Origin of the sequence: Aureimonas pseudogalii, from assembly GCF_014196835.1 — a bacterium.
GTDB classification, from domain to species: domain Bacteria; phylum Pseudomonadota; class Alphaproteobacteria; order Rhizobiales; family Rhizobiaceae; genus Aureimonas; species Aureimonas pseudogalii.
Genome location: NZ_JACIEK010000001.1, coordinates 1,093,397 through 1,111,736 on the forward strand (window position 1 = coordinate 1,093,397; position 18,340 = coordinate 1,111,736).

The 18,340-nt window shown below is 61.3% G+C and carries 32 protein-coding genes; all 32 read right to left on the reverse strand.

From position 1 onward, the window contains the following. Window positions 1-9: 9 nt before the first annotated feature. Window positions 10-1,095 carry a hypothetical protein gene (locus GGR04_RS05100; RefSeq protein WP_183198480.1) on the reverse strand — a complete coding sequence of 362 codons (1,086 nt, stop codon included), beginning with the start codon at window positions 1,093-1,095 and terminating at the stop codon, window positions 10-12. Window positions 1,096-1,262: 167 nt separating this feature from the next. Continuing rightward, window positions 1,263-1,520 carry a hypothetical protein gene (locus GGR04_RS05105; RefSeq protein WP_183198482.1) on the reverse strand — a complete coding sequence of 86 codons (258 nt, stop codon included), beginning with the start codon at window positions 1,518-1,520 and terminating at the stop codon, window positions 1,263-1,265. Then, the gene (locus GGR04_RS05110) at window positions 1,517-2,038 is read right to left on the reverse strand and encodes a hypothetical protein (RefSeq protein ID WP_183198484.1); all 522 of its coding nucleotides are present in this window, start codon (window positions 2,036-2,038) and stop codon (window positions 1,517-1,519) included. Before GGR04_RS05110 ends, GGR04_RS05105 begins: the two co-directional genes overlap by 4 nt. Continuing rightward, window positions 2,035-2,250: a hypothetical protein gene (locus GGR04_RS05115; protein ID WP_183198486.1), complete on the reverse strand. Its 216-nt coding sequence runs from the start codon at window positions 2,248-2,250 to the stop codon at window positions 2,035-2,037. The genes GGR04_RS05110 and GGR04_RS05115 overlap by 4 nt, the downstream gene beginning before the upstream one ends. A 196-nt stretch (window positions 2,251-2,446) precedes the next feature. Beyond that, on the reverse strand, window positions 2,447-4,855 hold the full coding sequence (locus GGR04_RS05125; protein WP_183198490.1) for a portal protein: 2,409 nt from the start codon (window positions 4,853-4,855) through the stop codon (window positions 2,447-2,449). Between the two features lie 17 nt (window positions 4,856-4,872). Next, entirely contained in the window at window positions 4,873-5,115 is a 243-nt protein-coding gene (locus tag GGR04_RS05130; protein WP_183198493.1) for a hypothetical protein, read from the reverse strand. Between the two features lie 23 nt (window positions 5,116-5,138). Beyond that, window positions 5,139-6,575, reverse strand: coding sequence for a terminase large subunit domain-containing protein (locus GGR04_RS05135; RefSeq protein ID WP_183198495.1), 1,437 nt, complete (start codon window positions 6,573-6,575; stop codon window positions 5,139-5,141). After that, window positions 6,469-6,810, reverse strand: a complete 342-nt coding sequence (locus GGR04_RS05140) for a DUF5681 domain-containing protein (protein WP_183198497.1) — start codon at window positions 6,808-6,810, stop codon at window positions 6,469-6,471. Before GGR04_RS05140 ends, GGR04_RS05135 begins: the two co-directional genes overlap by 107 nt. Next, a complete protein-coding gene (locus tag GGR04_RS05145) occupies window positions 6,807-7,076 on the reverse strand; it encodes a hypothetical protein (protein ID WP_183198500.1) in 270 nt (89 codons plus the stop codon). The genes GGR04_RS05140 and GGR04_RS05145 overlap by 4 nt, the downstream gene beginning before the upstream one ends. Then, window positions 7,076-7,288: a hypothetical protein gene (locus GGR04_RS05150; protein ID WP_183198502.1), complete on the reverse strand. Its 213-nt coding sequence runs from the start codon at window positions 7,286-7,288 to the stop codon at window positions 7,076-7,078. The genes GGR04_RS05145 and GGR04_RS05150 overlap by 1 nt, the downstream gene beginning before the upstream one ends. Window positions 7,289-7,370: 82 nt before the next feature. Next, complete coding sequence (locus GGR04_RS05155) at window positions 7,371-7,754, reverse strand: hypothetical protein (protein ID WP_183198504.1); 384 nt, start codon at window positions 7,752-7,754, stop codon at window positions 7,371-7,373. After that, complete coding sequence (locus GGR04_RS05160) at window positions 7,751-9,787, reverse strand: hypothetical protein (protein WP_183198506.1); 2,037 nt, start codon at window positions 9,785-9,787, stop codon at window positions 7,751-7,753. Before GGR04_RS05160 ends, GGR04_RS05155 begins: the two co-directional genes overlap by 4 nt. Before the next feature lie 626 nt (window positions 9,788-10,413). After that, window positions 10,414-10,974 (reverse strand): transcription termination/antitermination protein NusG, encoded by a 561-nt coding sequence (gene nusG, locus GGR04_RS05165; protein ID WP_183198507.1) that lies wholly within the window; start codon window positions 10,972-10,974, stop codon window positions 10,414-10,416. Window positions 10,975-11,273: 299 nt separating this feature from the next. Then, a complete protein-coding gene (locus GGR04_RS05170; RefSeq protein WP_183198509.1) occupies window positions 11,274-11,957 on the reverse strand; it encodes a hypothetical protein in 684 nt (227 codons plus the stop codon). Next, complete coding sequence (locus tag GGR04_RS05175) at window positions 11,950-12,246, reverse strand: hypothetical protein (protein ID WP_183198511.1); 297 nt, start codon at window positions 12,244-12,246, stop codon at window positions 11,950-11,952. Before GGR04_RS05175 ends, GGR04_RS05170 begins: the two co-directional genes overlap by 8 nt. Window positions 12,247-12,388: 142 nt before the next feature. Further along, entirely contained in the window at window positions 12,389-12,640 is a 252-nt protein-coding gene (locus GGR04_RS05180) for a hypothetical protein (RefSeq protein ID WP_183198514.1), read from the reverse strand. Further along, the gene (locus GGR04_RS05185) at window positions 12,637-12,804 is read right to left on the reverse strand and encodes a hypothetical protein (protein WP_183198516.1); all 168 of its coding nucleotides are present in this window, start codon (window positions 12,802-12,804) and stop codon (window positions 12,637-12,639) included. Before GGR04_RS05185 ends, GGR04_RS05180 begins: the two co-directional genes overlap by 4 nt. Beyond that, window positions 12,801-13,313: a helix-turn-helix domain-containing protein gene (locus GGR04_RS05190; protein ID WP_183198517.1), complete on the reverse strand. Its 513-nt coding sequence runs from the start codon at window positions 13,311-13,313 to the stop codon at window positions 12,801-12,803. The genes GGR04_RS05185 and GGR04_RS05190 overlap by 4 nt, the downstream gene beginning before the upstream one ends. Before the next feature lie 3 nt (window positions 13,314-13,316). Then, window positions 13,317-13,580 carry a DUF2312 domain-containing protein gene (locus GGR04_RS05195; protein ID WP_183198519.1) on the reverse strand — a complete coding sequence of 88 codons (264 nt, stop codon included), beginning with the start codon at window positions 13,578-13,580 and terminating at the stop codon, window positions 13,317-13,319. Beyond that, window positions 13,577-13,954: a RusA family crossover junction endodeoxyribonuclease gene (locus GGR04_RS05200; RefSeq protein ID WP_183198521.1), complete on the reverse strand. Its 378-nt coding sequence runs from the start codon at window positions 13,952-13,954 to the stop codon at window positions 13,577-13,579. Before GGR04_RS05200 ends, GGR04_RS05195 begins: the two co-directional genes overlap by 4 nt. Next, a complete protein-coding gene (locus tag GGR04_RS05205; protein WP_183198523.1) occupies window positions 13,951-14,424 on the reverse strand; it encodes a dCTP deaminase in 474 nt (157 codons plus the stop codon). Before GGR04_RS05205 ends, GGR04_RS05200 begins: the two co-directional genes overlap by 4 nt. Then, the gene (thyX, locus tag GGR04_RS05210) at window positions 14,421-15,068 is read right to left on the reverse strand and encodes an FAD-dependent thymidylate synthase (protein WP_183198525.1); all 648 of its coding nucleotides are present in this window, start codon (window positions 15,066-15,068) and stop codon (window positions 14,421-14,423) included. Before thyX ends, GGR04_RS05205 begins: the two co-directional genes overlap by 4 nt. After that, complete coding sequence (locus GGR04_RS05215; protein WP_183198527.1) at window positions 15,065-15,436, reverse strand: hypothetical protein; 372 nt, start codon at window positions 15,434-15,436, stop codon at window positions 15,065-15,067. The genes thyX and GGR04_RS05215 overlap by 4 nt, the downstream gene beginning before the upstream one ends. Continuing rightward, a complete protein-coding gene (locus GGR04_RS05220) occupies window positions 15,433-15,750 on the reverse strand; it encodes a hypothetical protein (RefSeq protein WP_183198529.1) in 318 nt (105 codons plus the stop codon). Before GGR04_RS05220 ends, GGR04_RS05215 begins: the two co-directional genes overlap by 4 nt. Beyond that, window positions 15,747-16,046 (reverse strand): hypothetical protein, encoded by a 300-nt coding sequence (locus tag GGR04_RS05225; protein ID WP_183198531.1) that lies wholly within the window; start codon window positions 16,044-16,046, stop codon window positions 15,747-15,749. Before GGR04_RS05225 ends, GGR04_RS05220 begins: the two co-directional genes overlap by 4 nt. After that, on the reverse strand, window positions 16,043-16,318 hold the full coding sequence (locus tag GGR04_RS05230; protein WP_183198532.1) for an XkdD/Y8K6 family phage-associated protein: 276 nt from the start codon (window positions 16,316-16,318) through the stop codon (window positions 16,043-16,045). The genes GGR04_RS05225 and GGR04_RS05230 overlap by 4 nt, the downstream gene beginning before the upstream one ends. 51 nt (window positions 16,319-16,369) lie before the next feature. Continuing rightward, window positions 16,370-16,645 carry a hypothetical protein gene (locus GGR04_RS05235; protein ID WP_183198534.1) on the reverse strand — a complete coding sequence of 92 codons (276 nt, stop codon included), beginning with the start codon at window positions 16,643-16,645 and terminating at the stop codon, window positions 16,370-16,372. Between the two features lie 33 nt (window positions 16,646-16,678). Then, entirely contained in the window at window positions 16,679-17,137 is a 459-nt protein-coding gene (locus tag GGR04_RS05240) for a hypothetical protein (protein WP_183198536.1), read from the reverse strand. A gap of 184 nt (window positions 17,138-17,321) precedes the next feature. Further along, window positions 17,322-17,645: a hypothetical protein gene (locus tag GGR04_RS05245; protein WP_183198538.1), complete on the reverse strand. Its 324-nt coding sequence runs from the start codon at window positions 17,643-17,645 to the stop codon at window positions 17,322-17,324. Then, complete coding sequence (locus GGR04_RS24540; protein WP_183198540.1) at window positions 17,642-17,893, reverse strand: LexA family protein; 252 nt, start codon at window positions 17,891-17,893, stop codon at window positions 17,642-17,644. The genes GGR04_RS05245 and GGR04_RS24540 overlap by 4 nt, the downstream gene beginning before the upstream one ends. Further along, complete coding sequence (locus GGR04_RS05255; RefSeq protein ID WP_183198542.1) at window positions 17,890-18,066, reverse strand: hypothetical protein; 177 nt, start codon at window positions 18,064-18,066, stop codon at window positions 17,890-17,892. The genes GGR04_RS24540 and GGR04_RS05255 overlap by 4 nt, the downstream gene beginning before the upstream one ends. Further along, entirely contained in the window at window positions 18,063-18,329 is a 267-nt protein-coding gene (locus GGR04_RS05260; RefSeq protein WP_183198544.1) for a hypothetical protein, read from the reverse strand. Before GGR04_RS05260 ends, GGR04_RS05255 begins: the two co-directional genes overlap by 4 nt. Window positions 18,330-18,340: the final 11 nt, after the last annotated feature.

Here is an 18,340-nt window from a genome sequence, read left to right on the forward strand (position 1 = left end):
GCGCGATCCTTATCCGGATTTATCGAGGAGGGCTGCGGCTTCTCGCAGGGAGAGCCCGCCCGGCTTGTTGATCTGCGCTTGCAGGGATTGGGTCTTCCGAGCTTCGGCCTCGCCACTCGACACGCGGGGGCCGGGCTGGCTCACGCGAGGCGCTTGACGTTGAGGCTGGGCGGCGTTCGTGGGCTTCGGCTTGGCAGCCTGAAGCTTGCGGTAGGCGATGGCGTCCGACATCACCCGCATGAGCCGGTGATCGTAGGCGCCATTGATCTCCTGCGGCTGAAACCCGTAGGTCTCGGTGCCGAACTTCACGAGATCGTTCTGAAATGCCGTCCGCTTGGCGTCGTCCCTGAGTTCCGGCATCGTCTCAAAAAGCTGCTGACGCTGCTGATCGAGGAAGGCAGCCGTGGCGCGCTGCTGCGCCTGGGTCTGCTCCTGATGCCGAAGCTGCTGCCCCTGCTCGATTGCCTGGATCTCGGCCGCTCTTGCCTGATAATCCTCGATTGCCCGGTTCCGGTCGTCCACCATTGCGGAGTACGTAAACGGATCGGTTTCACGCAGAGACCGATCGGGCATTTCGGGGATCTGAGGTAGCTGCGACTGGAGAGCGGCAATCGCCATCGGGGCGATCTGCTCGAAATACTGCGCCTGCTGCGCTGCCTGTTGGGCCTGCTGTTCGAACTCCTGACGCTGCTGCGTGAAGGTCGTGCGGGCCGTCTCAAGCTCCTGAAGGTCGCCCCAGCGCTTCTTCAGATCCCCAACGGTAATGTCGGAGCCGTCCCGCAGGCGCAGCTTCACGTTGCCATGGAGTTTGTCGAATTCGAAGGGTACGTCTTCCGGTGGATTTTCGTCGTCGCCCTCGCCTTCGTCGCCCTCGGGCTCGTCGGTCTGGTCGTCGGTGTCGCCCTGATCTCCGTCATCGTCTTTGCCGGTCTCTGCCGGGGGATTGGACGTGTCGTCGTCGGGCGGGGTCTGGTCCTCTCGCTCTTCGCGATCGGCGTTTTCGAGCATGCTCGCCGCAGCGGACAGGCTTAGGGGTTCGGACGCAGAAACGTCCACACTCTCGCCCGCAGGCGAAGCGGTATTGATGTCAGACATGAGGGTTTTCCGTTGTTCGGGGACGCACCCCGGTTCAGGATTGCCTCATGACGCGAGGCTCACGATCCGCTAGGCGGAATAGGGTGGTGGTCTGCCGCTTCAAATCGTGGCTCAAACCCTTTTACCGCAAGCCTTTGCGGGTGGTGGCCTACCGATTTCTGCTGTTTCTAAATCGTGGGTGTCAGCGCGTTTTTTTGCGTTTCGATCTTGCCAAGCATGACGGTCGTCTGGATGCGCTGCCGCAGCGCACGAATGGCATTCACCTCGTCCAGATGGTGCCGGGCTTCGCGGGTGCCCTCTGGCTGCCAATAGGGGGCCATCAGAGCGCTTTCCATCGACTCCCGCTCCAGATCGGCGAGGAATGGCTCGATCTTCTCCAGCAGGGTTGCCGCCTCATGCCCCGCCTGAATGGCGGTGACGCTCATCGGACCTGCCCGTTGGGATACATAGCGGCGAGGAGCGGATTAGAGGCAGCCTGTGCCGGTGCCACGGGGGTAGCTGCCAGAAGCGGATTGGAAGCCGCTGCCGTCGTGGCCGATCCCTGTGGGTAGAAGAGCGCGTTCGCCGCGGCGTTGTCGATCGGGACGCTGCCATAGTCGCTATAGACGAACGGCATCTGGTTCATGCCCTCGGTCGCCTGACGAGCCGACTGCATGTAGGCGTCCCACGAGGCCGCATCCGTGCCATAAGAGGCCGGGAGCGCAGTGTTCGCAGGCGTGGCGACCGGCGCGGTAGGCACGGCAGCCGCGACCGGAGCATCGACACCCCACGTCCGGCCTTCCTGCTGACCGAAGTTCTGCCAGTGCAGCTTGGCGGTGTTTGCGCCATATGTCGGGACGGCCGCGGCCACGTCGGAATACCGCTTGATGTAGGCGATATCGTTCGGGTCGGTGATGCCAGCCGCCGCGAAATACTCAGCCATCGGATCGGCGATGTTGCTCATGCGGCCTCCATCAGTTCACGCTCGTATTGCTCCACAGCCGATCGCAGGGCAGCCGGTGATAGCGAGCGGTCACGCTGCATCATACGGCGAGCGACCCAAGTCCGATCCGATATGGACAACGGCGATCCATCCGGGATCGCCAGGACGAACCGCTCGTGGTCGCAGTCCAACCCCGCATTGGCGCCCAGAATGATCCGCATCTCGCCGCTCATTCTGGCCTCTCCGGTACAGGCATCCAATGCGTTGGCGCCCTATCAAGGTAGCCATTGAAGCCGTTGAAGCCATCTTCCCCAAGCACCGGATACAGGTTCCAAGATCCCGTTGAGACCTGAACTTCGTCAGCCATGAACCGGGCCAAAAGAATTGTAGACCCATCCTTCGGCGCGGTTTCGATAGGCTGCCAGTCGCTCATTCTGGCCTCGCAATGTTCGCGGTGTTCAGGTTGACCTTCAGCGCCATGGCGATCTGCGAAAGCTGGCTCTCGATGTCCATCTCGCGATAGCGGGCCTCCTGCCGCATGCCCGCTTCCTCACGGGCGATCAGCAGCTTGGCCTCGTTCTCCTCACGGAGAAGCTGAAGGCGGGCCGCAGCCTCTTCGCGCATCAGCTGGAGCTTCAACGAAGCCTCGGCCTGACGGTTCTGCGTGTCCATCAGCAGCTTAGCCTGTGCGATCTCGTTCTCACGAGTGGCACGAGCCTCTTCCGACTGCTGCGTCATCTGGAACTCGGCCACCTTGGCCTGCTGCTCGAACTGCATCTCCTGCTGGCGGATCTGCAGCTTGGCCTGCGCTTCCATCATCTTCGGATCGGGCTGGCCCTTGCCGGCTTCCTGTGCCTGCTGGCGAAGCTGGGCGACCTGCTCCTGACTGATGGACGGGAAGAACGCCTCGGGGTTCCGAATGCCGGCGGCCTCGGCCATCTTCTGATAGCTCTCCGTCAGGTGTCCGACGTTCAGCTGCTCGTTGAAGGGGCCAAACTGGCCGATGATCTGCTCCTGCTTGGCCGCGACGGCAGACAGGGCCGCGAGATCACGGTCGCGAGAGCCGGTGCCGAGACCGATGTTGATCGTCACGTCCATGTCGGCGTTCCACGAGCGCGGATCGATCTCGACCAGCTTGCCGTGAAGGCGGACCATCTTGGAATGATCCTGATGCTTCGTGATGAGCCGCAGGATGCACCGGAAGATGCGTTGCATGCCACCGCACTCGGCGATGTTGCGGGCGTATTCCTCATTTTTCGTCTGCACCGCAGCTTGGACGACGTTGACGGCCGTCGCGGACTGGTTCTGCAACGCGTTCATGTCAAGGGCGGACGTGCGCTGCGAGGCGCCCGTGCGCTTTTCCCCGACCGCATCCATGATGTCCATGAGCGGCAAGAGCTTGTCGGCGATGAACGGGATCTGGACCGGTGCCGGCGGCATTGCGCCAGCCTTCTTGAGAAGAATGATGCCGTCCGGTGTAGGTTCGAGAACCTCGTCCATGTTCTCGACATCGCCGATCACTACGGCGCGCTGCGGAGCGATGTTCTGGTAGGCGTTGTTCAGGACGCCGCGCAGCACCACCGTCTTGATGCGCTGGATGTCGCCAAGCTCCTCATAGAGCCCCTTGCCGCGCCATGCATGAGCCCGAGGGTTCGGCACGATGTCGGAGAACGGGAGATCGTCACCCCATTCGTCGTTGGCGAGGATCGAACGCTTGCCCGTCAGACCGCCCATGACGATGCGACGCCGCTCGGCAATGCCATCCCCATCGGTGTCGATGAGCACGTAGCACTCGTAAACGTCCACGAGTTGCGTCGATTGATCGGGCGACACGTCGGCATCGTCGAAGCTGTCGTCACGCGCGCGGCGAGAGGCATCCCGCTCCATGTCGTTGGACAGGGGGATCTCGTCCACCTTGTCGCGCGGATAGCCTTCCTTGACCAGTTCCGAGCGGGTCGTGCGGCGGACGTGGGCGCAGAAGCGCACCGTCTCGTCCAGAGCGGTCGCACGGCGCTCGATGATGAACTCCTCGTGCGGCACGGCGGCGATCTGGAGCCGGCCATTCGAGCGGATGCGCTTGACCTTGAAGTCGTGCAGGCGTGGCGCACGCGGATCGGCGTCGTCCTCGCTCGTGTCCTTCGTGTCGCCGGTCTGACGCTCGTCGTCCTCGGCATCAACGAGATCGCCCACCAGCGCGCTCGGATCGATCGCAGTCGCCATCATAGGCGCAGGAGGCATGCCGGGCGCTGGCGGGGCTTCCATGGCTCCCAGAAGCGCCGACATCATCATGGCGGGCGGCGGCGGGGGCGGTGCGACCCAATCGGGATCGGCGTAGGTCTCGTGTTCTAGGATCTCCTCCACGTCCGCATCGCTGATGACCATGCGGTATTGGTCTTCGGTCAACGCGGAGTACGTGTCGGTCGTGTAGTCGGGCGTGTTGTCCCACCAGTGCTTCACGATGCCGTTGCCGAGAAGCAGACCATCCGAGATCGCAGAGCGGAAATTGCGGTAGCCTTCGCACTCGCGCATGACGACGTAGTTCACGAGGTCGGACGCCTGATCCGCATACTCCTCGTGCTCGGTGCGGGTGGGCTCGTAGCTCACGATGCGATCGGAGCCGAAGAACACACGCAGGAGGCTCGGCATGATGAGCCCGTGGATGTCGGACACGTCACGCGACACGACCTGCGAGCCGTGCTTACCCATTGCGGGAAGGTCGGTCTCGCCGTCGAAGAACTTGAGCGCGAGTTCGCGTATTTTGTCGCGATCGGTCCCGCCGTAAAGCTGCGCGTCGGCGATCTGGCTATCGACCTTCGTCGCCAGATCATCGTCCGACATGCGCTTGCGTCGTGCCATTACACGTAGCGCCCGCGCAGCACATTGCCGGATTGCAGCAGATCTTGTCCTTCGGTCAGTTCGAAGCTGGGGGTCATCTTCCTGCTCACAAAGTGCAACGCCTCCTGAAGCGTAGAGAATGCTGCGACGTACGTGCTGATTTCGTAATTCGACATCGCCTGTTCGCCCACGTAGAAGCCTCCCTCGGGAGCGGCGAAGATCGTCATCGCAGTTTTCGGCTTGTCGCTCATCTTGTCGCTCATATCGCTACCCATCTCTCGCTTCATCAGATGAACCCTCGCAGGTCGCGCTTCGGCATCTTGAACGCCACCTGCTTCGGTAGCTCGGCGGATCGTAGCATCATCATCGCGTATCGGGTTGCTGAGAGTAGATCGTCGATCTCTTTCACCACCTTGCCGTTCTTTCGGTGGTAGAGACGAAATTCCTCGAACCACTCGCTGATGTTCGAGAACACCTTCCAGCGGTTCGTCTGCATCCGATCCAGCATTTCCATCAGGCCAGCCTCGACACTGTTCGAGCCATCCTCGAATGTCGCACGGTCTGGCAGGAGGTTCATGCCTTGTGATCGATACTGGCTAGCGAGGTTCGGTCCCGCTGCCGTGTCGTTGTTGCCGTCGTGAGGCCACGCCCACGGGAGTTTTTCGCCCCACGGCTTCAGTGAAGCAGCGTGAAGGACCGGCGTTGCCTCGCGGCGACGATAGCCTTTCGTGACGTAGATCGTGTCGCTGTCGCGGTCCCATGCGAGTTCGGCCGCCGCAGTCGGGTGGTCCCAACCGAAGTCGAGCCCGCCGATACGAGGCCAATGGTCTGGGATCGGGAATGGCGCGATCGTAATCAGGCTTTCCTCGACCGGGAAGATGCGTCCCGATCCGAGGGACGGCACACCCTTCGTGCGGGCTTCTCGCTCGTGAGCCGGGTAGCTCGCAATGATCTTGTTGCGCTCTTCGTCCGAGTAGTGCTCAGCGTCGTCGATCGTCATCGTGACGGTCGTTCGATCCTTGCTCGGCTCCAGAAGATACCGCTGTACCACCGCCGACATTCCCCGAAGCGGTGTGAACGTCATCATGACGCTGCCCTTCGTGGCGTTGGTACGTGTGATGCCCTCAAAATAGAGGTCTTCGGGGCACTCCTCATCGAACCAGACGAAATCAACCGTATTGGCCTGCCACTTCGACCGGCCCTGATCGTAGCTCTTGAGGTAGAGCGTGGATCGTTCGCCAGTGACATGCTGGACCGTCACGGTATCAAGGGCATTGCTGACGCCCATGCGCCGCGTGCGGGCAACGATGGCAGACTGCGGGATGAAGCCTGTGCCCCAATCCTCTTCGCGATCAGGTGGCCCCACGAGAAGTCGTTGCACACCGTCGCGGGTCAGCTCGGCAGACTCCGACCCGGCGATGACGACAACCGCCTTCTCGAACCTACGGCCGTCCCACCACTCCGGATATTGGCCTGTGAGATGCATGGCGACCTCGGCGGCGCCGGAAAGCGTCTTGCCGAGCTGATTGCCAGCGAGAAACAGGCGCTCCCGAAAGCTGTGTCCCGCCCGATGAAACTCCCGCTGCTTGGCGTAGGGCTCGTAGTGGCGAAGGCGGTTAGTGTTTCGTCTTACCCGTTGAAGACGCTCCAACCTCGTCAGAAGTGCCGATCGCTGCGCGGAGGGCAGAGATTGCAGCATCGAGAGTGTTGTCGTCGATGTCATCGAGCTTGTCCGTCACGTCGGCCGTCATGGTGACGGGCTTGCCGTAGCCGCGGTCCAGAAGCTCCTTCGCAGCGGCGATGCGAACCTTCGGATCGTCTTCCTCCAGAGCTTCGGAGAGAACGTCCAAGGCGCGGTCGGTGTGCTCCCTCGCTCGCGCTGCGATACCCTTCGGACGGCCGCCGGGATTTCCGGTCTGTCCAGGGCTGAAAGGCTTCAGGTTCGCAAGCTTGTTCACTGTTCTGTCACTGTTTTCAGTGAGCGACTCCGCAGCGCCACCTCAGTCAGCTTCGTGCGCAGAGGCTTCACGCCGTCCACGAGGTCGGCCATTGTCTTGCCGGTGGTATAGTCGGTGGTGGCAACCGCGTCGGCCGCTCGACCGACCGCATCCCGCGCGTCGGCCAATTCTGCAAAGTTGCCGATAGAGACCCCTTGGCAGAACGCTTCATGCCCGCCTGCATCCAATGGAGTAATTGACACCTCCACGATGGGAAGACCGGCCATCACTTCGCCCCTCCGTCGCCCTCACACCATGCGACGAGCTTGTCCGCCTCGGCGATGGCATCGCTCACGCGGCTGTTGAGTCCACCTCGGGTGACGGCATCGTAGGCCCACCGGCGAAGGTTGGAGATGCGCTCGTCTCGGAATGAGGCATCATAGGCTGCCTGGAACGCGGCCTGATCGGCAGCTTGATCGTTGATCTGCTGTTCGCTCATCTTCATGCTCCGGCCAGCTTATCCAAGATCATGCTGACGAAGAAATAGGTGGACATACCTGCGAAGAAGAGGCCTGACTTGCTCACTTTTTGCCTGCCACAGATGACTTGGCGTCCTCAAACCGCTCTCGCAGCCAATCCTCTTGCTCGACAGTCTGAACGCGGTCGTCATTGATGCGCAACCGAACTCGGCTGCTTTCGAACACGGCTAACTTGGCCAAGATCTGCCCGTCGTCGTTCGGCTCCATCATGTGCGCTTGCTGCATCATGTAGTAGTGAAGCTGGTCGAGCATGCCAGCGAATACGCGGAGACGATCCGCCGCCTCGTGGCCATCCTGATCGTTGAAATCCGTGATGAGGGCTTCGGGACCGCCTGGTGTGCTCCAGATACGTAGATCGAAAGCCCACTTGGGTTCCGCAGCTTTGGGCTTGAGCCGATCGCGAATGTCGATGACGTTCTCGCTCATTTCTTGCCTTTCCCGCCCGAGGACTTGCCCGAGCTGCTGGATTTCGAGCTGGACGAGGCCGAGGACCGGCTAGAGCCCCCCACCTTGCCGCCATCGGTTCCAACCGCGCTGTCACGCTCGCCGAAGCCCGCGAAGCCGCCGCTCATGGTTCCGACACCGCCAGCACGACCCGTGCCGTTCGTACCCGTGGCAGAGCGGTTGCCGCCCATGCCGCTGGAGCCCATACCGTTCATCCCACCGCCGAACATGCCGCCAAGGCCGGAGCCGATCCCGCCACGAGCCGCGGGGGCTGAGGCCATAGGTGCCGTTGCCGGTGCAGCAGCAGGAGCGGCAACGCGACCACCCAGCCAGCCGCCGACGATGCCGCCGATCGGACCAGCGACGACCGATCCGAGGGCAGCCCCGGCAATGCGACCCGGCGTCAGGCCAAGGCGCGAGGCCAGAGACGGCGCCTGCGTAACGGTCGGGGCCACCGGAGCCGCGGAGAACGTCGGCCTGGCTGTCGGCGTCGTAACAGCACGAGACACGACGGGCGCCGCACGCGAGACAGGAGCGGCGATCGTGCGTGTTGGAGCGACGGGGCGAGAGGTCGGGGCAGCCACCGCGGAGATCGTGCGAGGTGCGCTCGTGGGCGTCGGGACCGATGTCGGACCAAGAACGCCGCCGAGAGCATTCGCGGGCAACTGACCCTCGATGCTGCGGGGCGATCCGATCTTGCCGGCGAAGCTCGTGGCAGCAGGCGCAGAGAGAAGCGCATTGCCGACTGGAGCCGCTTGGGCCGCGCTCACGCCAAGAAGGCTGCCGAGAGACGGCGCGGTCTTCGTCGGCGTGCTGGTGCCGAGACGGCTGGCGAGGTTCGTCGCCTGTGCGGGCGTGAGACCGGCTGCCGAGATGGAAGCTGAAGCCGTCCGCAGGCTGGCGAGCGATTGCGTCGGGGTGAAGGCACCGCCGAGGCGAGTGGCGAGGTTTCCTTCCTGTGCTGCGGTGAAGCCTGTGGTGCGAGTGGGTGCCGAGACGGTCGGAGCCGAGACCGCACGTGTCGGCGTCGAGGCAACGCGCGAGCCCTTAGCCGATGCCGCGAGGCCGGACGGCAGGGACGCTGCGGAGCGGATGGATGCCGCGCTCGGCGCTGCCACGGAGATCGATCGCGGAGCGCTGGTGGGTGTGGGTGCCATCGCGAGAGAAGTTTGCGGCGACAGGCGGGATGCGAGGTTGCTGGCCTGTGCGGCGGTCAGTGCCGTGCTTGCGGGGCGGTTCGGGCCTTGGACAGGACGAGACGGCGCAAGGCCGGTGGTGACGGACTGCGGGGCGACACGAGATCCGGTGACGCCCGCTTTCTCGGCGAAGCGATCCATCATGGACTTCGGCATGTTGCCGGGAGCGAAGCTGCCGAAGCGGGTAGCATCGGGCTGGGTCTGTGGAGTTGTTTGCGCTTTCTGCAAAGAAGCCCCCACAGGCCGCGCACTCGGTGTCGGGATGCCTGTCGTGGTGTTCGGACCGACACGGCCACCACGGGACGACTGCAGCCCAGCCGGGAGAGACGAGGCAGCGGCCACGAGAGACGGGTTGCTGCGAGTTGAGACGGACCGAGGCGCCGTGGTTGGCGTTGGAACAGCGCGCCCGCTGGTCTGTGCCTCGATGGCTCGAAGCGCACCCGTTGCGCTCGGTGCTGGCGCATAGGCGGTCACGGCAGGGGCGCGGGAGGGATTGGGCTGACGGAACCCCACGGCGGAATTGATGGAGCGGTTCTGCGGGTCGGCGTAGTAGCGATGGCCGCTGGTGGACGTGACCTGTTTCAGACCCTTCGGCAGGTTCTTCGATGCGCCGGGCGTCGCGTAGAACGTGCCCGTGTGGATCGGACCAGTTGTCTGCACCTCACGGATCGCCTGCTCGGCGAGATCGCGATAGGCGTTGACGCCCTTCGGCAGAGCCTTGCCGTAGGCGTTAAACTCCTTGGAGTTGGCGACAACCTGCTGCGGGGTGATCCCCATCATGCGGGCGCGGTTTTCGATCACCGAGACGATGGCGCGCATGTCGGCGGCGCGCTGTGCTCGGGTGCCGTGGGTGGCCTCCCCTAGCACTACGTCTTGGACTGTACGAGCGACCATCGTTCAAGCCTTAGAAGAGGATGGTGGCGAAGCCGAGGGCAACGATCGCTAGGAGGAAGGCGGCAAGGAAGCGTTCGTCATCCATGCGGCCTCTTTCCAAAATGCAGAAAGTCCCACGGGCGTGAACCGGCGGGGGTGATTTCCTAATCGGCTGATTTCGACTGTTTCCCACCCTAAACCCCTTCATAGCAAGGGTTACGAGGTGATTTCCTCAGGACGTGTCGGGTTCGACACCGACTTCCCATCAACGCTGTTTGCAGGCGACGATGATAGGCTGAATTGACCTGCGTTCGCTGCGTGTCCTTCCACGCCGCCGTCCTGATCTGAATGAGGCTGAACGTGCGCGTTCCCCATACATGGAGGGGGTATGTGCGCCGTTAATTCCTATCCCGCCGTGTCGTATGGTGAGACGACAAGCTCACCCGGCCGTTCAGCTTCAACTGTTCATGCCGCCCTGAGGGCACAAGCCACCATGATGCGGAGGACGATCAGTCCGCAACACCCCGGCGTGTCTCGTGGCCGCACAGTCAGGCAAATTCGTCATCGCCAATCTAGGCTACTAGGCGAAGAGCGTCAACATCTACAGTGACCTCTTCCATCACGCCAACGCACTCTTCAAGTCGAACAAGTGCCTTGTTGCGGTTCATGATCTTTGCGACGACGCCATTCTTGGTCGCGAAGATACCAGACGCGACCTGAACAAGCTCGCCGCCGCTTAGACTTAAACGCTCACCCTTCACTTGTCGCGAGTCACGACGACGTTGCAACACGTTGGCTGCAATATCGTTGAATTCGCCACGAAACTCGGCGTCGAACAAAGGCTCAATCGCTTTCGCTGAGATCGGCATCGGCTTGCCGTTCACACCTAGGAACGCTTTTACTCCGTCACACCGGCGGGCAAAGCCGAAGTGGCGCGCAGCTTCTTCCATCCCCACGAACACATATCCGACCATCAGCGGCGAGAACCGCTCGATCTCAGCTTTGGTGCGGTGATGAAGTCGGACGCTGTAGATCCGGGGGCTATAGGCTGCGAAGCCTTTGTCAGAAAGCGAGGCAACAGCCCGACCTTCACATCGGGGATTAGTGCGAGCGCAGAACCACGAGAGCGTCATGCTGCGCCCCCAATCGAATGTGGCCTGTAAGTACCGTACCCCCGGTAGAACGGAGATGGAGACGGCGTCGCGATGGCGATACCGTTCGCAATTAGTAGGTCGCCATGGCCGCCGTAGCTTATCCGGGTTGCAGCGCGAGGCAGATGGTTACGCCCCATGTCTGAGCAAATGGGTGCGCCATATTGGCTATGAGTGATAACGACATCCATTGTGTTTGCCTCTCCACTGCGGTAGTTTCAAGTGTCCCCGCCAGAGGATAGATCAGGAGCCCGCTCGCACTGCCCGGTGCGGCGGGTTTTCTATGATATGCGCTTGATTAAAGCGTGAAGTTCATCGGCACGGGCAATTAGCTTCCCGATGTTGGCATTCGCTTCCGCCATTTTCCCCTTGAAGACATCTCGGTCTGCATTAAGAGCTTTTTGAGACGTTTCGATACCGATCCACAGCTCCTTAATTTGCTTGTAACAAAGCATAACGTTCTCGTTGGTCGAGATAGATCCGAAATTTTCCTCTCGTATGCGCTCAACCCATGATTTTGGGGTTCCAAGATCATCTGATATTTTCTGGTCAGACCAGCCTGCTGAGTATCCTTGATCCTCGCCAATATATACCTCATTGAGCTTAGCGAAAATAATCCGGCGATCATCGCGGGTCATCTCACGTGGAGGCTCAGTGACAGCGGGTGGGTTGCTCTTAGCCATGACGATTTGCTCCAAATCTAGCTTGTGAATTTTTGGTTGATTATTGTTTGAGGCAGAAATCGCGCTTGGGCGGCAGGAAGGGCAGCGGTTAAGCCGCTGTGAGCTCCCCACCACCCAACCCATTCTCTTAAACTTCTCAGATGAAGCTCGATTTGGAGTGGGGCGCCCGCTAGCTGAATAGCTCAGCCCCTCTTCTTTACATGTGCCGCACCGAATTGATGATGCGTTGACAACTCGACCATCGCGCATCTTGGTTAAGATAGGGAAGTGCTGCTCACCCATTTGCTTTCTCCACCATACGTCGGACAGCGCCAGGATCTCTCCATATAAACTCTCCGGTCTGCCGCCAGCCCATGCCGTGCTTACGACAAAGCCCTGCGACTTCGAGACGGATCTCCTTCATGACGCGAGTGCTGATTGGACTTCGAACGTAAGCGATTGTGGTGCGGCGTTGCGCGAGGAGCACATTAAGATCAACCTGAAACTCTGGATTGGCCTTGATGTTACGCGGACGCCGAGACTTAGGCTTGATCATTCCATGATGGTTTTCAAAAACTGCGGCCTCGCTCATCCCACCCACTCCCTGATCGCGTAATCCGTGCCGTTGAACTGAAACCGTCCCTGCCTCACCATGGATTGAAGACGACGATCCAAGCATCCGGCAGAGGCGAGAAGGCCTAGGAATAGGCCGGTGATGAAGGCGAGCGGGGTCATTATCGACCTCCATCAAGAATGGCGCGGATACGGGTCAGCTTCGCACCGTTGGCATGCGTTTCCTGCTGAACTCGCGCGGCATTCAGATAGCCGGTTTCAAAAGCCCGAATGCACTGCCGCGCCTCTTCGAGGAGTGCTGCGTCCTTTCGCTGCCAAGGAAAACCGGTGCCCCTCATCTGTCCAATTCGGAAAGAAATACGGGCGCAGATATCGTCTGCCATGTCCTTGATAACGTTGTCTTGATCGCTCATGCCTTCGACTCCGTGACAACTGTGAAAAGCAAATCACCTGCGCGGCACGCCACGACACCCGCAATGAACGACCAGCCGTTGAAGCCAGAGTTCAGCGCGCCGTCGATGAGAGCGATGATGACAAACGCGGGCCACGTGATGAGGAAGTGCCGAAACGTGCTCATTCCGGCACCTCATCCAACGGGAGGACCGGGATGCCGAGAGCCTTCGCCTTTTCCGGCCACTTCCCGACCGCGTAGAGCAGGGTTGTGTGGTCACGGCACAGAAGGCGCGCCATCTCGGGATAGCTCACCCACGGGCATCTGCGGCGGATCTCATAAGCTGCGTGCTGGCGAGCGTTAATGACCTTCGCAGAGCCGCGCGTGCCGATGATGACGTGCGTGGGAACCTGATGGAATGCGGACACCTCGTTCAGCACGTCGCGGGCAGTAGCGGCGCTCGGGGTATAGCGGGCTAGCCGCTCTTCTAGGATCTCGATCTTGTCCTTGAGGTCGAAGATGAGGTCGGTCTTTTCCTTCGCGTCCTTCTCGGCGCGTCGCTTGGCGTGCTTCTCGGCTTGCAGTTCGGTTTCCAGTTCCGCGATCTGGCTGCGGAGGATCGGAACCAGTTCAGGGTCAATGCGGCGCTGAACGATACCGCGCTGCGTGTTGGTGGCGATGGCGATGAAGTTCATGGCTCAAGCCTCCCCGAGCGCGTTGAGGTAGACTTCGAGGATCGCGTCCATCTCGGCGCGCTCGTCAGCGTCTTGCTTACGGAGGGCGACGATCTTGCGGAGCACCTTAACGTCGTAGCCGCGGCCACCGGCCTCGCCGTACACGTCCTTGATGTCGTCCGAGATCGTCTTCTTTTCGGTCTCAAGGCGCTCCACCCGCTCCACGAAGGACCGCAGTTCGTCGCCAGCGACGTTGGTCTCGGCGGTGTTCTCGATTGTGTCGCTCATGCTGTCGGCTCCTGATTGGTGGGGTTGCAGGCCGTGATGGTGATCGTGCAGGGCTCGCCGCTGTCCTCCCATCCGATGGAGACACGGCGGACGAAGCGGTGGTCGTCTCCCTCAATGACGCCGTGCTTCACTAGGAGGTCAGTGACGCCTTTCTCGTAGTTCGCCGCGTCACGGAGGCGGTTGTCGGGGGCCACGAGGTCGATGCGGATGTTGACCGGGCCAAAGATGCGGGCTGGCTTCTGCGCCGCGACGCGCCACCCCGCCTCGTCCCGCCATGCCCTATAGCGAGGTGAAGGAACTCGGCTGTTGCCACGGGTGGGAAACATACCGTTGACGCTGATCGGGAACGAGAGGACGAGGCGAGCCGTGCTCATGAAGCCTCCAGAATGGCGGCAACCGGGCGGTCGGGCTGGTTCTGATATTTGCCGCGGTACGGGCGTTCAGTGGGTTCATCAAGCGTTTCGAAAATCACTTGGGCAATGGGGTATCCAGCAGGAAGCCGGACCGGCCAAGGACGATCGTGAGTTAGTTCGAGGGTGAGATGACCTGTCCACCCAGGCTCTGCGTTCGTCGATCTAGATGCGTCGATGAACAGGCGAGCGTTCGTTGATTTGTTGTCAATCTTGGCGCGGAGATCGCTTGGAATACCGATACGCTCCAAAGCTGAACCGAGGCGCCCCCAAAACGGAAACAGGACAACGGCTTGAGCCAACCGAATGTCATAGCCGCATGACGAAAGACCGAAGCTGAGGCCATAAGCTTTTTGCGGCTCTGGAAAGAATGGCTCAATGACGAGCGATCCATTTTCAACGCGCTTGCGGATGGTCTGTGCGGAGAGGATCATGCCGCTTCTCCGAAAATCAGAGGCTCATGCTCCGCGAGCGCTGCACGGATCTCGTTCGCCAGCAGGCGATGCTCCTTCTGCGTGCCGGCCTCCTCGCGAACGTCGAGATAATGCAGCCACGAGCGGAACGAGCCAGAGACGTAGAGGGTGGATGGCGTCAGGCCCTCGGGGAGAACAGCGCGGGCGACTTCCTTGGCTATGCCTTTCTCAATAGCCCCCTGATAGATACGAATAGCTTCTGCGTGGGCCATCCTCTGCGCCATGATCCAGCCCTCTGAGAGCGCGGCGTTCTCACATTCGACGCTATTCTGGCGGTTCCGCTCATCCTGCATCCGCGCCTCGCGGAACACAGGCTCCGCATCGACCTCGGCGTAGCGCTGCGAGAACTCCTGAAACGAGAACGATCGATGCCGCAGAAGCTGTCGGGCGATATCTCGCGTGGTGACAACCTCGACGGTAGCCGAAACCATCTCAAACGGGCTCCAATGCCGATTGCGCATCAGGTAGGCCAGCAGCTTGGCGTCGGTCTCGCGGTTCGCCTGATTGGCGGGGTTGCTGACCCTCGCCGCGAACACGATGAACTCGCCGGCAGTCTGGCATTCGGGCACTAGCGGCTTGGTGATGGCGAAGACACGGGCGCTCATACCAACGCATCCATGCTTGTCGCCCTAAGCGAAACCGCGACATGACGTGGGGCGTCGTTGCCAAACCAGATGGAAGCGATCTCGGGAACCATCCTCGTGAACTTCGGAAAGACCGGCGCATCAGGAACGGCGATCCGGCGAGCCTCGCGTTGCGCTTCTTCCTCGGCGCGAACCCTTTCGCCCCTGATGCTGTCCCGCACCCTCTTCGCATCGCGATAGAGCTTGAGGGAGGCGATCGTCGTGTTGGGGATCGTACGCCCGCGCTCTGCAAAGGCTCGCGAGATCAGCATCGACCCCATTCCTTTCGTCGCCATCTCTCCGATCAAGGCGCTCTCTTCATCGGAGAGGACGGTTGCGGATTTGGTCATGACGGCATCCCCATGGAAATCGCTCGCAGCGAGATTGGAACCTGGATCGGAGTGGAATGCATGACGCCGGCAACGGAGGAAGGCGTGACCATCTGCGTGTAGATCGGGAAGTCGAAGGAGATCGGCGGTCGCGTTGGCGACTGACGAGACCTGACGGCCGCTTTGAACACAGCCTTGCAGCGGATCGAATGCGCCGGGAGGATCCGACGACGCTTGGCGAACTCGGCGACGATCTCGGATGGTGTCGCGCCCGCCAGCGCCATCCTGACGATCAGAGCGTCTTCCTCGGCGGTGTATTCCAGCGTAACGCTCATGCTCGCCATTCCTCTTCGATGAGGATCACAGCGGCAGCCAAATAGTTGATGGCGCCTAGCAGCTCGAACACGGCATTCTGCGAGTTCCCGCGCCTGGCCATGGTGTTGGCCTCCTGCGCTTTCTTCATCACCTGTCCGATGGCAAAGCCGGGTCCGACCATGCGGCTGATGGTGAGGATGGGCTGGTCTGTGAAAGGCTGGCCGTTGGCGTGACGGTCTGCACCTTTGCCTTGAGCGGCTTGCTCTAGGGCTCGGGCTAGGACTTCACAGAGGGGAGCGTAGGGAGCGTCGGTCATGCGGAGGTCGTTGCCTCCTTGATCGCGGCCTTCATCTCTTTATGGATGGTGCCGTTCATGGCCCACGTGTGCTCGAACAGGCGCTCCGCGGCGATGAGCGCCGCCAGCAGTCGAGGAGCAGTCGAGATGAGCGGTGCATCGCGCTTGCTACACGTGGCAACACCATCAAGGTTCGGGCCTCCCTCCTCGCCGATGAGATAGTCGTCAGATGTTAACCCCTGCGGATCTAGCGTTGCGACCCATGGCCCCGGAGTGTGCTGCATCTCGCTCATCGTCCTAGCTCCTCGTCGTAGTCGGTGTGTCGTTCAGGGTGATGGAGGGGGTTAGGCGGCGGCGTCGGTGCGCTTCGCCATGAAGACCCGGCCAGCTTCGGTGGCGACGAAGCACTGAGCGCCGCTCTCGGCGGTCCCGAGCGCCGTGACGAAGCCCTCTGCGACAAGACGGTTCACAGGCTCCCGAGCCAATTCGGACGAGCGCCGCATGAAGCGGTGACCCAACTCTTTGACCGTGATCGAACCTCGACCTTGCTCGTCGTTGCGGATGATGGCTCGAAGCACATTCGTTTGCTTATCCGTCAGCTTCACCTTGACTTCGTTCATCGCTCTATCTCCTCGTCAAAATCGCTATGTCGTTCAGGGTGATGGAGACGGCGCTTGCGGAACCTTCGAAGCTCTCGCTGCCGCCATGCGCTGCTGACGGCGTTCCAGAGCCGCCGCCAAAGTGATCTCGTGAGCCGTCTCAAGGTCGATCCTCTCCAGAAGCGCGGTCTGTTCCGCCTCGATGGCCTCGCTGCGTTCGCAGAGTGCGACGTAGGCCCCGCTGAGACGCATCAGGGCCTCGCCCGACACGTCCTTCATGTCCTGCCAGCGGCTCCAGATCCGAGCCGCGTAGGTGCGATCTATCCCCGCCGCTCGGGCCGCCCGATCTCGCGCTGCCGTCCACGTATCGGCGGGGCCGCGATGGTGCGCGACGGTCAGGGCAACGAGCATTCGGCGGGAATGAGCGACGGCAGTGGTCATGGTTTTGCTGACTGAGCTTTTGTCGTTCTCGACAAGCCTGCTGATGGGTGTGACATGACGTTTGGTAAACACGGGGCGGTCTCCGGTGCGATTGTTGACGCATGGAGACGCAGACCACTCAGGGCGGAAACGGCTTCACCAAAGCGCAGGACGGCAATCCCGCGCCGTACCCGGACGGCAATCCAGGCGACGATTATCTCGCTGATCGCAAAGCCAATGAGGCTGTCGCGGAGCGATGGAGACAGAGGGCGGCTCATCAGGCTGCCGCATCCCGAACCGGGGCGACAGGATGAGGATCGAACTCGTAGGACTGGCAGGCTTCACCGGCGAACAGCGTGTCGCCACGCGGCTTCACGCGACCCTTGCGGATGATCTCCTCGGCGTACTGCGGGTCGCAGCGGATGCCATCCGGCTCCAGCAGGTAGACCTTGCCGCGAGGGATGCGATCGTCCTTCACGAAGTGCACCGTCATGCGCTGGCCGAGGATGATGCGCGAGAACAGGCGCTCGGCGGGCTCGGACAGACGGGCCGGGTCCATCGAGACCGGCAGCTTCTTCGCGACCTTGGGCTTCTTGCTCATGCGACAACCCTTTCATTGACGGAGGATGCAGCTTGATCGACGAGAGCGATGGACCGGGCGTGATGGACGAGGCGGGTGATATGGCCCCGCTCTTCCAGCGCCTTGATCAGGCGGTGGACGGTCGCTTTCGATGCCACGTCCAGAGCGACACACAGCTCGTCATAGGATGGTGGGACGCCGGTACGTTCTACGTGATCCCGTATTGAGGATAGGCAGTGATGCTGGCGTGCTGTGAGGCCGTAAGTCATCGAGCAAGCTCAATGATTGCATCGACCAGCCGAAGAATATTCCAAGTGATGCAGCAAACCGCTAAGCCGATAACGAAGCCCATGCCGCTACCAATGTCGAAGTACTTGACGACCGCATATGCACCAAAAGTCACAGGCGAGGTCGCGAGAAACAGAATGAGGAAGCGCTTCATGCGTCGGCCTTCTCGCGATCGGTGGGAGCAATGACGTGCCTGAAGCAATCCGCCGCAAAACTCGCTTCAACGACCTCCCCGTCTCCGAAGTCATGTGGGGTGTTGACGATCTCCCAAAACCGGAGGCAAAGCGTTTCACTTGAACGATCCACGTCACGAACCGTGTAGTACTCGCCAAGGTTCGGCAGCTTTTCGTTGCCGCCCTTCCGTCGAAGAAAAAGGCGGATGCACCGGCACCGCATTCCTGGCTTCCAGATCGTCATGTTGGCCTCCC